Here is a 13,680-nt window from a genome sequence, read left to right on the forward strand (position 1 = left end):
CCGCTCCCGTTTCAGTACGTGCCGACGGCGCCGTCCTTCCGCGGTTCGGTGGCGCCCGAGAGCGTCCCCTCTTGGTTCCGGACGAGCTGTGCGCCGCCGAACATCCCGGTGTGGAGGACGCTGGTGTCGTGGCCACGGCGGTTCAGGGCACCGCCCATCGCCTCCGCGAGCCGGGGTTCGAGTGCGAGCGAGCCGTCCTCGCGGTACCGCCAGCGCGGTGCGTCGAGCGCTTTCTGGATGGGCATGTCGTAGTCGACGACGTTCGAGATGATCTGGACGTGGCCCTGTGGTTGCATGTACCCGCCCATGACGCCGAACGCCGCCCAGTCGTCCGCGTCGAATCGCGCGATGGCGGGGACGAGCGTGTGGAACGGGCGCTTCCCGGGTTCGAGCGCGTTCGGGTGGTCGGCGTCGAGCGAGAACGACGCGCCGCGGTTCTGGAGGGCGATGCCGGTGTCGCCGGCGACGAGCCCGGACCCGAATCCGGCGAACCGCGAGTTGATGTAGGAGACGACGTTCCCCTCGTCGTCGGCGACGCAGAGGAGGACGGTGTCGGCGTCCTCGGCGTGCGCGTCCGGGACGCCGAAGGAGACGTCGCTCGGCTCGTCGTCGATGTCCGCGGCGCGCTCTCGCGCCCACGCCTTCGACCCGAGGTCCGGCACGGTCTCGTACTCGGGGTCCGTGATGTAGCGGTGGCCGTCGTGGAACGCGCGCTTGGTCGCCTCCGCGAACGCGTGCACGCGGTCCGGCGAGTCGTGGTCGTGCTCGCCGGCATCGATCGCCTCGGCGACGTTCAGGGCTTCGAGCGCGATGAGGCCCTGGTTGTTCGGCGGGAGCTCGAACACCTCGGCGCCGTTGTACGTCGTGCTCACGGGGTCGAGGAACTCGGGTTCGAACGCCGCGAGGTCGTCGACGGTCATGAACCCGCCCTTGTCCTGGACTTCGCTCGCGATGGCCTCCGCGATCTCGCCCTCGTAGACGACGTCCGCGCCGTCGTCGGCGATGCGCTCCAGCGAGCGCCCGAGCTTCGGGAGCGCGACGTGCTCGCCGACGGCGGGCGCGTGCCCGTTCGGGAGGTACGCGTCGCGAGCGTGCTCGTCCGTGAACAGCTCCTCGGCGTGGCGCCACTGTGCGCTCACTACCTCCGTGACCGGGTAGCCCTCGGTCGCGTACCGGATGGCGGGCCGGAGGTTCTCGCCGAGCGTCCGCCGTCCGAGCTCCTCGGTCGTCGCCTCCCAGCCGCGCGCGGTCCCCGGGACGGTCACCGCGTGCGCGCCCGTGAACGGCATCTCCGCGTCCGCCGGGTCGACGTCGTCGTCGGCGTCCGCCGCGACCGCCTCCCGGACGCGCTCGCGAGTGGCGCCCTGCGGTGCGCCGCCGCAGGACCGCATCGCACCGACGTTCCCGTCCGCGGTCCGGTAGAGCGCGAACACGTCGCCACCGAGGCCCGTCGACGTCGGCTCGACGACGTTCAGCGCCGCAGCCGTGGCGACCGCGGCGTCGAACGCGTTCCCGCCGTCCCGCAGCGTCTCCACGCCCGCCTGCGCCGCGAGCGGCTGACTGGTCGCCACCACGCCCGACTGCCCGTACACGGTCGACCGCCGCGACGAGAACGAATCGAGGTCCGGAGCTGTCATGACCCCGCCTACCGACCCGTGCGGTATAATGACGGTGCCCACGGACGGTGCTGCCGGCACTCGGTCGCCCTCGCGTCCGCGCCGGCGTCGATGCCCGCGGGCTCAGGCCGCTGGTTTGCCCGCTGCGTCGTCCCCGCGGACGCGAGCGCGCTGCTCGGGGACCGCGTCCAGGTCGGGGTCGACGTCGCCGAGGACGAGCATCGCGTAGTACCGGAGGTACGTCTGCACTGGCACCTGGGCGAGCGCGAGGACAGCGAGCACCGCGAGCGCGTACACCACGCCGACGACCACCAGGAGCGCGATACCCGCGGGCTCGGAGACGAACGCGAGGACGGCGCCACCGACCGCGAACAGGACGCCGAACGGGACGAGGAGTGCGAGCGCGAGCACGAGCGTGACGACGGCGACGAGGATGCCACCGAGGATGCTGAGGAAGAACGACGCGACGAGGTACGCGAGGAACTGGAGCGGTTCGGTCCGGACCGACGGCCAGAGGCGCCGCCAGCCCGCGAGGACGCCGCACTCCTCGAGGAGCATGATGGGGACGACGAACACGGTCGTGAACCCGTTCACGAGCCCGACCGTGATGGCGAGCACGACGAAGATCGGGAGGAGCAGGAGGAAGAACGCGACCGCGACCCCGCCGCCGACGGTCCCGACGTCGAGCACGCCGACGATGACCGGGACGGCGAGCACGACGACGCTCCCGAGCACGAACGCGAACAGCGCGAGCCGGAACCCGAACAGTCGGAGGCCCTGACGCCAGTGCGCGCCCCAGTACTCGCGGACCTGAACGGCCTCCTCGCGGAGGGACCGGACGAACACGAACTCCATCACGGACCCGACGAACCCGAACAGGACGACAAGCGTCAGGGCGACCGCGACGATGGCGGCGGCGGCGAGGAGTTCGACGCCGCCGAGCGGCTCGAAGACGACGTTCGGCGGCCCGCCACCGCCGTTCCCGCCACCACCCCCGAACGTCCACTGGACGCTGTTCGCGTTCGCGCCCGGACCGCCGATGAAGAACGCGACGATCGCGAGCTTCACCCACGTCGAGCGGTCGACCGGTCTGAGGAACCCCGTCGTCGCGTCGAGCGCATCGTCGAGGTTCTCTAGAGCATGGAGCGGGGCCATGGCGCGCGTTTCACCGTGAATAGCTGTAGTAATACAGTAACAATCGGACGGTAACCGGTGCCTTCCCCGTCTTGCCGTGGCCGAATACGTCGGGACTCGTCCGGTGGTCGGCGACGGTATCTTGGACTGGACGTCTCGGTGTCGCGTGTCTCGGTGCTGGGGATAATGGATACCATTGCGCGTACGCGACCACGCGCGCCATCGCGAGCGTGAACGCGCGCCCGAAACGCCCGTGAGCGGGCGCGAGCGGACGTAACACGCACACACGCGCACATGACAGGAGAAATATATGTGTGGGCGGGGGTGTGTCTGTGGTGGTAGATCATGGCGAAGGTCATCGACGACAGATTCGGCGAGCGCATCGCGGCAGGACCGAACGACAGCTCCGAGGACGAACGCGAGAAGCGACGGCTGGCCGCCACCGGAATCCGCTGAACGGACGTTCAGGGGGTCGGAGCGGGAGACGATCGAGACGTGTCGACGGAAACTCACACTTTTTCGTGCGGACTCTCGAAGGAGCAGTCGTGCTCAACGTCAACATCTCCGACTTCATGGTCGAACTGAAGGACGGCTCCATCAAGAACGTCGGCGCGCCGACGAAGTCCGCGGAAGCGAAGCTCTTCGACCCCGACGACGTCGAGATCCGCGAGTTCGGTGACAGCCAGGTGAAGGTCGTCGCGACCGACGCCTCGGGGAACGAGGTCCAGATCGCGATGCTCGCCGACCAGTTCGAGGACGTGCTCGCGGACGCGAACGCGCTCCGCGAGGAGAGCCGCGTTTTCGAGTGACTGCGCGGTGCGGGCGGCGTCTTCGAGTGACTGCGCGGTGCGGGCGGCGTCACTCGGCGGTCGCGCGAACGCAGATGAAGACGGGGTTCGTGGCTTCCTTCTCGTAGCGTTCGGGTCGCTGTTCGCGGAACGCCTCGGTCGGCTGCGGTTCGAGGACGTCCGCAAGCCGGAAGCCGTTCGCGAGCAGCGGCCGGAGCAGCTTGCCGAACGGCCGTCGATAGTACGGGACGTCGACGTCCCACTCCTTCGTCAACCGCTCTATCTCGAAGTAGTTCTCGGCGGCCGGCGCGTCCGCGCCGAACTGGTCGAGCGGGTGGCCGGTCGAGAACACGAGGAACCCGCCGTCGCGGAGGACGCGCCGGAACTCCGCGAAGACGTGGTCCCAGTCCTGGACGTAGCTGAGCGCGAGTGCGCTCACGATACCGTCGAACGCGTCGTCCTCGAAGTCCAGTGGCTCGCCGAGGTCGCCCTGGACGAACTCGGCGGGCGCGTCGTCGGGGAGGGCGTCGCGAGCGTACGCGAGCATCTCGTCGCTCACGTCCACGCCGACGACGTCGGCGCCGCGCTCGACGAGCCACGCGGAGTAGACGCCGGTGCCACAGCCAGCGTCCAGGACGCGCTTCCCGTCGACGTCCGGGACGAGCGACGTCGTCCCGGGGAACTCCAGGTGCGCGTTGTACGCGTTCTCCCGGACGTCCACCGCGTACGAGTCCGCGAGTTCGTCGTACGCGTCCCGAGCGATGGGGTCGTCGGCGTCGTCTGGAGTCATGGGGACTCGAATCGCACGCGTCGGGGTGGAAAAAGTGCTGTGGTCACCGGGACCGCCCAGGGAAGCGTTGCCGGCCGGCGAACGCCTTTGTGGGTCGGCGTCGACGATTGCGACGATGCTCCAGGGAGTGCTGCCGGACGTCGCGACGCTCGCGGCGTACACGGTCGCCGCAGTCGGGCTCATCCTCGCGCCCGGCCCGGACACGGCGTTCGTGCTCGCGCAGTCCGTCGGCGGCGGCCGCACGGCCGGTGCGCGTGCGGCGCTCGGCGTCGCCGCGGGCGTGCTCGTGCACACCGTCGCCGCAGTCGCTGGCCTCTCCGTGCTCTTTCGCGTGTCCGCGGTCGCGTACGACGTCGTCCGACTTGCAGGCGCCGCGTACCTCGTCTACCTCGGCGTCGCGACGCTCCGCGGGGGCGACGGCGGGCTGTCGGTCGACGACCGGACTGCCAGCGGTAGCTTCCGGCAGGGCCTCGTGACGAACGTCCTGAACCCGAAGGTCGCGCTGTTCTTCCTCGCGTTCCTCCCGCAGTTCGGCGCCGGCGTCGAACTCCTCCCGCTCGGCGCGCTCTACGCCGCCATCACCGCCGTCTACCTCGGCGCGCTCGCGCTCGCCTCCGGGACCGCCCGTGCGCTCGTCGACCGCCCCGGCGTCCGCACGTGGCTGCGGCGCGGCTCCGGCGGGACGATGCTCGTACTCGGCGCGGTCGTCGCACTCGGCGAGGACGTCATCGCTTGAGACCGCCATCGACCGGCTGCTGGAGTGCTCGCTCGAGACCGTCGTCGAGCGGCTGCTGGAGTCCTCGGCTGTCACCTCGACCGACCGGCTGCCGGGTGCGACGCGGTCGCATCCAGTTCCGAGGGCCTTTAGGCCGCGAACCGACTGAATCCGCTAATGACCGATACCGCCGCCATCGAGGTCTCCGACCTCGTGAAGGAGTACGGCGACCTCCGCGCGCTCGACGGCCTCGACCTCCGCGTCGAGGACGGCGAGTTCTTCGGCCTGCTCGGGCCGAACGGCGCGGGGAAGACGACGTTCATCGAGATACTCGTCGGGCTCACGCGGAAGACGAGCGGGCACGCCGAAGTGTTCGGGCACGACGTCGTCGACGACTACCGCAACGCCCGGGACGCCATCGGGCTCGCGCCCCAGGAGTTCAACGTCGACCGCTTCTTCCCCATCCGCGAAGTGCTGGAGCACAAGGCCGGCTATCACGGCATCCCGCCGGAGGAAGCCGGCGAGCGCGCGGACGAGGCGCTGAAGCGAGTGGGGATCTACGACAAGCGCGACGAGCGCTTCGACTGGCTCTCCGGCGGGATGAAGCGCCGGCTCCTGCTCGCTCGCGCGCTCGTCACCGACCCCGACCTCCTCATCCTCGACGAGCCGACCGCGGGCGTCGACGTCCAGCTCCGCCGGGACCTCTGGAACGTCGTCCGCGACCTGAACGCGAACGGGACCACGGTCCTCCTGACGACGCACTACATCGAGGAGGCCGAACGCCTCTGCGACCGCGTCGCCGTCATGGACGAAGGGAGCGTGCTGGACGTCGCGACCCCCGAGGACCTGATGAGTCGCGGCACCGACACCATCACCATCACGCTCGCGGACCAGCCCCGCGAGGTCCCCGCGTTCGACCGCGACGCGGTGCTGGACGCCGCGGTCGACGGCGACCGCCTCACGGTCCGCGTCGAGGACGGCGGGCGCGCGGTCGCGGACGTCGTCACCGCGCTCCAGGCCGCCGGCCACCAGGTCGTCGACCTCGACGTCTCCCGGACGAGCCTCGAGGAGATCTTCGTGCAGATGACCGGCGACGACGCCAGCACCGCGCGCGACGGTGACGCGGGCGACGGCGGCGCGAGCGACGAGGAGTCTCCCGCCCAAGCGGAGGTGTCCCAGGCGTGAGCGTCGCCTCGAGCATCCCTGGCCTCTCGACCGGGACCGTGACGCTCGTCCGCCGCGAGATACTCCGGTACGTCCGTCGCCCCCGGAACACGTTCCTGCCGCCGTTCATCAACAACGTGCTGTACTTCGCGGTGTTCGGCGTTATCCTCGGCGAACGCATCGGAAGCTACGGCGACGCCATCCCCTACATCCTCTTCGTGCTCCCGGGTCTCGTCGTCCTCGGCGCGGTCTCGAACGGCTTCGAGAACGCGTCGTTCTCGATATTCCACGGCCGCTGGAACGAGTACATCCACGAAGTGCTGACGAGCCCGCTGAGTTACGGCCAGACGACGTTCGCGTACGTCGCCGCCAGCACCCTCCGCGGCGTCCTCGTCGGCGTCATCATCGCGGTCGTCGGCGTCGCGTTCACCGTCGCGCACCCCGCGTACGACCTCGTCTCCATCGCGCACCCCCTCTACCTCGCGGTGGCCTTGACGCTCGTCGCGGCGCTGTTCGCGTGCATCGGCGTCGTCGGCGGCCTCTGGGCGCGGGACTTCGACTACCTCACCGTCCTCAACCAGTTCCTCATCCGCCCGCTCGTCTTCTTCGGCGGCGTCTTCTACCCGCTCGACGCCCTCGACGGCCTCTTCTACACGCTGAGCTTCCTGAACCCGATGGTGTTCACGGTCGACGCCGTCCGCTATGGCTTCCTCGACGTGAACGTCCTGAACCCGTGGCTGTCCCTGGGCGTGCTCGCCGGCGCGACCGCGGTCGTGTTCGCCATCGACGTCGCACTCGTCAAGCGCGGGTACGGCCTCACCGAGTGAGGACGAACCCGGCTTGCGCCATCACCGCGTCCGCTCGACTCGGCGTTCGAACGTCCGGGTCCGTCACCGCTTGCGTTCGCGTCGTTCTTCCTCGCTGAGGACGCGCACGTACGACCGCCCGACGAGCCCGCCGAACAGGACTTCGCGGATCGACAACTTCCGATCGGGGCCCTGGAACCGTATCTGTTCGAGACGTTCGCGAGTCGTCTGGAAGTAGTTCACGGCGGTCACGAGGACGACGCCCCCGACGGTGTTCCCGAGGAGCACGGGAAGGACGAACTGCGAGAGTCCCGTCGCGAGCGCGATCTCGCCGAGCACGACGAGGTAGACGACCTCGGTGAACGAGACCACGACGTGGTAAAGGTCGCTCAGTGGAATCGCCAAGAACGCGAGGTACACGATGAGTAGTCGAGACACCGTGTCCTGGACCGCGTAGTCGATCCAGACGACGCCGCCGACGATCAATCCCGCGAAGACGGCCTTGAAGAACAGGCTCCCCCAGGGCGTCTGGACGCCGGCCAGTGCGATGTCGACGGCCGTGGCCTCCTGCGACGCCGAGAAGACGCCGGTGCCAGCGAGCACGAGCGCGCCGAGGAGACCGCCGGTGAAGTTCCCTGCGAGCACGACCAGCCACTTCCCGAGGAGTTTCGGGACGCTCACGAGGCGTTCGAGGACCAGGGCGACGGGCGGGAGCGTGTTCTCGGTGTACAGCTGGTAGCCGCCGAGGATGATGTAGATGAACCCAAGCGGGTACAGAACGAGGCTCGCGAGCGGAGCGCCGCCGGTCGACGCGGTCCCGGAGACGTACAGCAGGAACGTGAGCGTGATGGCGAACCCGGCGGCCAGGCCGCTGAAGAACAGTTCTCGCCGCGTCGACGTGATCTCCTCGTCGGCCGCGAAGACGATTCGCTGGAACACCTCGTCGGTCGAGAACCGGTCGCGGAGCAAGGTCCCCCTCGCCGGCGCACCGCTATGGGACTTGTCGACGACTTCCCGAATCGGGATGTCCTCCTCTGGATCGTCAGGTGCGGTCATTGAACGTCAGCACTTCCGGGAGAACGATACTTATTCTCCTGGGATGGACGCTCCCTCGACGCACGCCGCGTTCGTCGACGCGAAGTCCGGTCGCGGACGCGCTCACTGTTGGTTCTTCGTAGCGTCGGCGTCGCGTCGATCCTGGTCCGCGTCGTCGGATTCGATGGCGTCGAGGGAGTCGGGGATGCGGTTGGTGACCACCCAGATGGTCACCCGGTAGACGCCGTACCCGAACGCGACGAACAACAGGAGGTCGAGGAGGTAGAGTTCGACGAACACGAGTGGCGTGATCTGGTCGAGCACGATCTCGGTGGTGAGAGAGAGCACCGCGAAGCTGAGGATGATGAGGATTGCCGGGGTGAAGAGGAGCAGGAGCCCGATGGCGATCGCGATCAACCGGTTTCGAGGGGGTGACAATCCCATACGTGGTCTATGTCACCTGACGGCAAATACTATTTGTAGCGACGACGGACGACCTCGCGGCCAGGAGTACTCGCGTCGCGGCCCGGGCTACCCGTCGCCGTGGGTCGCGACCGGCCCGGTCGGACGGGCGTCGACGCGCTCAGAGGTCAGCCGTTGACCGTGGACGGGCCGGTCGCACACGAGGGTACGGGCGGGCGCGACGAACCACTCGGGTCCTCCGCAATCGGCCGTTCCGTGTGCCATGCCTCGACCGACGTCGCGACGGACACCTCAACTCGCTGATTCCACCACGGTTAGGATGGCGGCGGTCGTAGCGTCGTGCATGTCGAGTTTCGAGACGCTCGCCGCGAACGTGGACGCCGACCTCGAACGCGAGGACGTCGCGGTCAATGGGGTCCGCCTCAGCGTCGTCACCGCCGGTCCCGAAGACGGCGACGTCGTCGTCTTGCTCCACGGGTTCCCGGAGTTCTGGTACTCGTGGCGCGAACAGATCCCCGAGCTCGTCGACGCCGGGTTCCGCGTCGTCGTCCCGGACATGCGCGGGTACAACGAGAGCGAGAAGCCACGTGGTATCGACGCGTACCGGGTGGACCGGCTCGTCGAGGACGTCGTCGGCCTCGTCGAGCACTACTCGTCGACCGGCTCGGCGCACGTCGTCGGCCACGACTGGGGTGGTGCGGTCGCGTGGTCTGTCGCCATCCGGCGGCCCGACGTCGTGGACCGCCTCGCCATCCTGGACGCGCCCCACCCCGAGCGGTTCCGCGAGCTCCTGCGGACGCCCGCGCAACTCCGGCGCTCGTGGTACATGCTGGCGTTCCAGCTGCCCTGGCTGCCCGAGTTCGGGCTCACTCGCGAGGACGCACAGGCGGTCGGGCGGCTGTTCGCGGGGTCGATGCCGCGCGAGGAGACCAGACACTACCGCGAGGCGTTCCTCCAGCCAGGTGCGGCGACCGCGACGGTGAACTACTATCGGTCGTTCGTCCGCGAGGGCGCTCGCGACGAACTCCCGCTCTCGTCCGCGCGCATCCCCATGCCCGAGGGGCGCGTGGACGCGCCGACGCTCGTCTGCTGGGGGCTCGACGACGAAGCGCTCGTCCCCGCGAACGCCGACGGCCTCGGCGAGTGGATCCCGGACCTGACCGTCGAACGCATCCCGGACGCGAGTCACTGGGTCCAGCTCGACGCCGCCGACCGCGTGAACGACGCGCTCCTCGCCCACCTCCAGACCGCGTGACGCGGCCGGCCCGGGACGCAAAACGGTAAGGCGCGCCGCCCCGAACCGGCTGGTATGACAGACGACGCCGACCCGCTGGCGTGGGAGACCCACGCCAGCGACGTCGCGTACGCGTGCCCCGGGTTCGAGGTCGTCCACCAGGACGTCCGGCTGCCCGACGGCACCGACACGGACTTCGATTACCTGACCGAGCCCGAAGCGGTCGTCGTCCTGCCGTTCGCCGCGACCGGGAACGACAGCGACGAGGACGCCGCCGCGGGGGACGACGACGCGGCCGAGGTCGTGGTCATCGAGGAGTGGCGCCAGGCCGTCTCGCGCGTGAACCGCGGGCTCCCGGCGGGCAGCATCGAACCCGACGACGACGACCTCGCGGTCGCTGCGCGCCGCGAACTCCGCGAGGAGACCGGGTACGAGGCCGACGCCGTCGACCACCTCTGCACGGTCGAGCCCGCGAACGGCCTCCTGGACTCCGTGCATCACGTCTACGTCGCCACCGGCTGCGAGCCAGCGGGCGAGCAGGACCTCGACTTCAACGAGAGCATCCGCGTCGACACGACCGGGTTCGACGACCTCCTCGCCGCGGTGCGGGACGGCCGGATACGGGACGGCCGGACGCACGTCGCCGTCACGCGGTACGCGCTCGAACGCGCGCTCGACGACGGTTCGAGAGACGGCGGTGCGAGAGCCGGAGCGAGCGCAGCCGTCGACGCGGACGCCGCCCCGACCCAGGGAGGTGATGGGGCGTGAGCGACGACCACGGGAGGGACGACGGTGCAGAGTCCGAACTGGGCGAGGACACCGGCTGGGCCGACGACGGTGACGAGTGGAACGACCCCGCGAGCCTCCACGAGGACGACTCGGGGCGCGACAGCGCCGACGACGTCAGCGGTCGTCCAGTCGAGGTCGGCGCCGATAGCTCCCTCGCCCCCTGGGAGACCGGCGTCGGCGAGGGCGGGTTCCTGCGGGCGCTCGGCGAAGCCGTCGGCGCCATCGTGCTCTCGCTCGTCGTCGCCGTCGTGCTCGCGCTCGGCACCGGGCTCGCGATGCTCCTCGCCGGATTCGAGGTGACGTCCACGCCGACGCTCCTCGTCTCCCTGACCGGCACCCAGGCGGGGTTCGCGGTCGGCGTCTACGCGTACCTGCGCTGGCGGAACGAACCGGCGTCGAACCTCGGCATCGCCGTCCCCGACCTCAAGGGCCTCGTGCTCGTCGTCGTCGGCCTGCTCGCGACGCTCGCCCTGTCGCTCACGGCGAGCCTCGCGGTCACGCTCCTCGACCTCCAGCCGGCGCAGAACGCGACCACGTCCCAGGCCTCGAGCGACCCGACGTCGCTCCTGTTGCTCATCCCCGTCATGCTCCTCGTCGTCGGCCCGTGCGAGGAACTGCTGTTCCGCGGGGTCGTCCAGCGCCGCATCCGCGAACGGGCGTCCGCGCCGGTCGCCATCGTCCTCGGCGGCGCGCTGTTCGCGAGCATCCACTTCATCGCGCTCGTCGGCGACCTCTCCGCGATCGCGACGACCATCGGCATCCTGTTCTTCCCGTCGCTCGTGTTCGGCGCGATCTACGAGTACGGGAAGAACATCGTCGTGAACGCGCTCGTGCACGGACTCTACAACTCGGTGCTGTTGGCGCTGTCGTACCTCGCGCTCCAGTTCGCGCCCGAGAGCGCGCAGTCCGACGGCGCCGCCGCGATACTGGACGTGGTCGCGGTACTGCTCTGAGCGCCTCCGCGACCGCCTGGTGCCACTGACCGGCACCAGAACGACTACGCTCGCCGAGCGCCTATCGTGGGTCGTGAAGGCAGCTAACGCATCCGTCGCGGGCGTCGTCGTCGCCGCACTCGTCTTCGTCGCGTACGGCACGCTCGTCTTCGAGGGCATCGTCGGTACCGCCGTCATCGTCGTGGCGCTCGCTGCGGTCGTCGCAGCGTTCGCGCTCTCGAGGCGCGAATCGACCTGAAGCGGCCCTGGCGACGTCCATCGCGGCCACGAGCGTGCGCGGTCGTGGCACGTTCGACGCGTCCGGGGCGGCGAAGACGACACCCTTACCGACGCGAGGAGCGAAGCGCGGGGCAATGAGAGACCACTTCGAGGCGCGCGACTTCGACGGCGCGGGTCGCGTCGGGCGACTCGACGTCCCGCGCGCCGGCGTCACGGTGGAGACGCCCGCGCTCCTCCCCGTCGTGAACCCGAACATCCAGACGCTCGAACCCCGGCGGATGGAGACGGAGTTCGGCGCGCAGATACTCATCACGAACAGCTACATCATCAAGACCTCCGAGGGCCTCCGCGAGGACGCGCTCGAACGCGGCCTGCACGACCTGCTCGACTTCCACGGCGCCATCATGACGGACTCCGGGAGCTTCCAGCTCGCGGAGTACGGCGACATCGACGTGACGACCGAGGAGATCCTCCAGTTCCAGTACGACATCGGGAGCGACGTGGGGACGCCCGTGGACATCCCGACGCCACCGGACGCGAGCCACGAACAGGCGAGCGATGAACTTCGGACGACCCAGGAGCGCCTCGCGGTCGCGGAGGGCGTCGACGTCGGCGACATGCTCGTGAACGCGCCCGTGCAGGGGTCGACGCACGCGGACCTCCGCGAGGAAGCCGGGCGGCACGCCGCGAGCACGGACCTGGACGTGTTCCCGGTCGGTGCGGTCGTCCCGCTGATGAACGACTACCGGTACGGCGACATGGTGGACGTCGTCGCCGCCGCGAAGCGCGGCCTCGACCAGGACTGTCCCGTGCACCTCTTCGGTGCCGGGCATCCGATGATGTTCGCGCTCGCCGCGGCGATGGGCTGTGACCTCTTCGACTCCGCCGCGTACGCGCTCTACGCCCGCGACGACCGCTACCTCACCGTGCGGGGCACGAAGCACCTCGACGACCTCGAGCACCTCCCGTGTCCGTGTCCGGTGTGCAGCGAGTACACGCCCGCGGAACTGCGTGCGCTCGGCGAGCGCGAACGCGGCGACGAGCTCGCCGCGCACAACCTCCACGTGTCGTTCGCGGAGATGCGTCGCGTCCGCCAGGCCATCCGGACCGGGTCGCTCATGGAACTCGTCGAGGCACGCGCCAGGGCGCACCCGGCGATGCTCGACGGGTATCGCGCGGCGCTCGACCACGCCGAACAGCTAGAGCGCACGGATTCCGCATCGAAGGACACGTTCTTCTACCTCTCCGGGGAGAGCGCACGCCGGCCGGAGGTCGTCCGGCACCACGAGCGGCTCGACCGCCTCGCGCCCGAGGGCGACGTGCTCCTCACCGAGGGCGACAACGACGACGACTTCGACGCGTCCTGGACGGTGGAACCGCCGTTCGGGCCGTTCCCGCGCGCCCTCCGGAACACGTACCCGCTGACCGCGGAGGTCCCCGACAGGCTGGACGGCGCGGCGTTCGACGCGGCCGCGGACGGCGTCGCCGCGCTCTGTGCGGGCAGCGACGCGGCGTTCACGCTCGCACACCGCGACTGGCCCGAGCGCGCGCTGGAGCGCGTCCCCGAGGGCGTATCGCTCGTGAACCTTCACGGCCGCGAGCACTGAGGGAACCCCTCGAGAACCTCGGTTCGCTCGTCGTCGCAGCTCGTGGCGACGCTCGCTCGCGCGCTGGTCGACGTGCGCCGAACGCTCCCCGTCGAGGGCGCGCGAACGCACTGTCGCACTCCTCTCTGGCGGTAACACTCGGTGCTCGCGGACGATTCTCGTCGTGCCAGTGGCTCCTGGTTCGTCGAAAGGGGGGGAATGGGGGAAGTGAAAGAGGGAGTGCCTCTGACACGGATGCCCACCTCGGCATCCACAACCGAAGACGTAGTACCGGTTAATTAATTTTTGGGCGCCGGGCATCTGGGACGCATCCGGGGACGTGACGACGACACTCGCTCGAAGATTATTAAGAGAATACCCGGGTAGTATTTTCGGAACCTCTTGGTATTCGTTGGTGGTGGTCGACC

13 protein-coding genes and 1 pseudogene are annotated in these 13,680 nt (G+C 69.5%); 9 read left to right on the forward strand and 5 right to left on the reverse strand.

Translation table 11 applies throughout. From position 1 onward, the window contains the following. Window positions 1-11 precede the first annotated feature (11 nt). Together ggt and LI336_RS12045 are read right to left on the reverse strand one after the other, a co-directional pair. The gene (gene ggt / locus LI336_RS12040; protein ID WP_227133380.1) at window positions 12-1,637 is read right to left on the reverse strand and encodes a gamma-glutamyltransferase; all 1,626 of its coding nucleotides are present in this window, start codon (window positions 1,635-1,637) and stop codon (window positions 12-14) included. Between the two features lie 102 nt (window positions 1,638-1,739). Further along, entirely contained in the window at window positions 1,740-2,771 is a 1,032-nt protein-coding gene (locus tag LI336_RS12045; protein ID WP_227133381.1) for a DUF7544 domain-containing protein, read from the reverse strand. Window positions 2,772-3,295: 524 nt separating this feature from the next. Here LI336_RS12045 and LI336_RS12050 point away from each other — a divergent pair. Then, the gene (locus LI336_RS12050; protein WP_227133382.1) at window positions 3,296-3,559 is read left to right on the forward strand and encodes a hypothetical protein; all 264 of its coding nucleotides are present in this window, start codon (window positions 3,296-3,298) and stop codon (window positions 3,557-3,559) included. 49 nt (window positions 3,560-3,608) lie between these two features. On the opposite strand, the gene LI336_RS12055 is transcribed toward LI336_RS12050, so the two are convergent. Continuing rightward, on the reverse strand, window positions 3,609-4,328 hold the full coding sequence (locus LI336_RS12055; RefSeq protein WP_227133383.1) for a class I SAM-dependent methyltransferase: 720 nt from the start codon (window positions 4,326-4,328) through the stop codon (window positions 3,609-3,611). Between the two features lie 115 nt (window positions 4,329-4,443). On the opposite strand from LI336_RS12055, the gene LI336_RS12060 reads away from it, so the two are divergent. The 3 genes from LI336_RS12060 to LI336_RS12070 all read left to right on the forward strand — a co-directional run bounded on the left by LI336_RS12060 (window position 4,444) and on the right by LI336_RS12070 (window position 7,034). Continuing rightward, window positions 4,444-5,064, forward strand: coding sequence for a LysE family translocator (locus LI336_RS12060; RefSeq protein ID WP_227133384.1), 621 nt, complete (start codon window positions 4,444-4,446; stop codon window positions 5,062-5,064). A gap of 156 nt (window positions 5,065-5,220) precedes the next feature. After that, the gene (locus LI336_RS12065) at window positions 5,221-6,228 is read left to right on the forward strand and encodes an ABC transporter ATP-binding protein (RefSeq protein ID WP_227133385.1); all 1,008 of its coding nucleotides are present in this window, start codon (window positions 5,221-5,223) and stop codon (window positions 6,226-6,228) included. Window positions 6,229-6,242: 14 nt separating this feature from the next. After that, window positions 6,243-7,034: an ABC transporter permease gene (locus LI336_RS12070; protein WP_227133790.1), complete on the forward strand. Its 792-nt coding sequence runs from the start codon at window positions 6,243-6,245 to the stop codon at window positions 7,032-7,034. 84 nt (window positions 7,035-7,118) lie between these two features. Here the strand turns inward: LI336_RS12070 and LI336_RS12075 are convergent. Together LI336_RS12075 and LI336_RS12080 are read right to left on the reverse strand one after the other, a co-directional pair. Continuing rightward, window positions 7,119-8,069, reverse strand: a pseudogene (locus tag LI336_RS12075) (formate/nitrite transporter family protein); the annotation flags it as partial. A gap of 102 nt (window positions 8,070-8,171) precedes the next feature. Next, the gene (locus tag LI336_RS12080) at window positions 8,172-8,492 is read right to left on the reverse strand and encodes a hypothetical protein (RefSeq protein ID WP_227133387.1); all 321 of its coding nucleotides are present in this window, start codon (window positions 8,490-8,492) and stop codon (window positions 8,172-8,174) included. Window positions 8,493-8,814: 322 nt separating this feature from the next. Here LI336_RS12080 and LI336_RS12085 point away from each other — a divergent pair, with 322 nt between their 5' ends. From LI336_RS12085 to tgtA, 5 genes are all read left to right on the forward strand, one after another. After that, window positions 8,815-9,726 carry an alpha/beta fold hydrolase gene (locus LI336_RS12085; RefSeq protein ID WP_227133388.1) on the forward strand — a complete coding sequence of 304 codons (912 nt, stop codon included), beginning with the start codon at window positions 8,815-8,817 and terminating at the stop codon, window positions 9,724-9,726. A gap of 54 nt (window positions 9,727-9,780) precedes the next feature. After that, complete coding sequence (locus LI336_RS12090; protein WP_227133389.1) at window positions 9,781-10,473, forward strand: NUDIX hydrolase; 693 nt, start codon at window positions 9,781-9,783, stop codon at window positions 10,471-10,473. After that, complete coding sequence (locus LI336_RS12095) at window positions 10,470-11,447, forward strand: CPBP family intramembrane glutamic endopeptidase (RefSeq protein ID WP_227133390.1); 978 nt, start codon at window positions 10,470-10,472, stop codon at window positions 11,445-11,447. The genes LI336_RS12090 and LI336_RS12095 overlap by 4 nt, the downstream gene beginning before the upstream one ends. A gap of 73 nt (window positions 11,448-11,520) precedes the next feature. Then, window positions 11,521-11,685, forward strand: coding sequence for a hypothetical protein (locus tag LI336_RS12100; protein WP_227133391.1), 165 nt, complete (start codon window positions 11,521-11,523; stop codon window positions 11,683-11,685). Window positions 11,686-11,800: 115 nt separating this feature from the next. Next, window positions 11,801-13,273 carry a tRNA guanosine(15) transglycosylase TgtA gene (gene tgtA, locus LI336_RS12105; protein WP_227133392.1) on the forward strand — a complete coding sequence of 491 codons (1,473 nt, stop codon included), beginning with the start codon at window positions 11,801-11,803 and terminating at the stop codon, window positions 13,271-13,273. Window positions 13,274-13,680: the final 407 nt, after the last annotated feature.

It is taken from the genome of Halorubellus salinus, from assembly GCF_020567525.1.
Lineage (GTDB): Archaea > Halobacteriota > Halobacteria > Halobacteriales > Natrialbaceae > Halorubellus > Halorubellus salinus.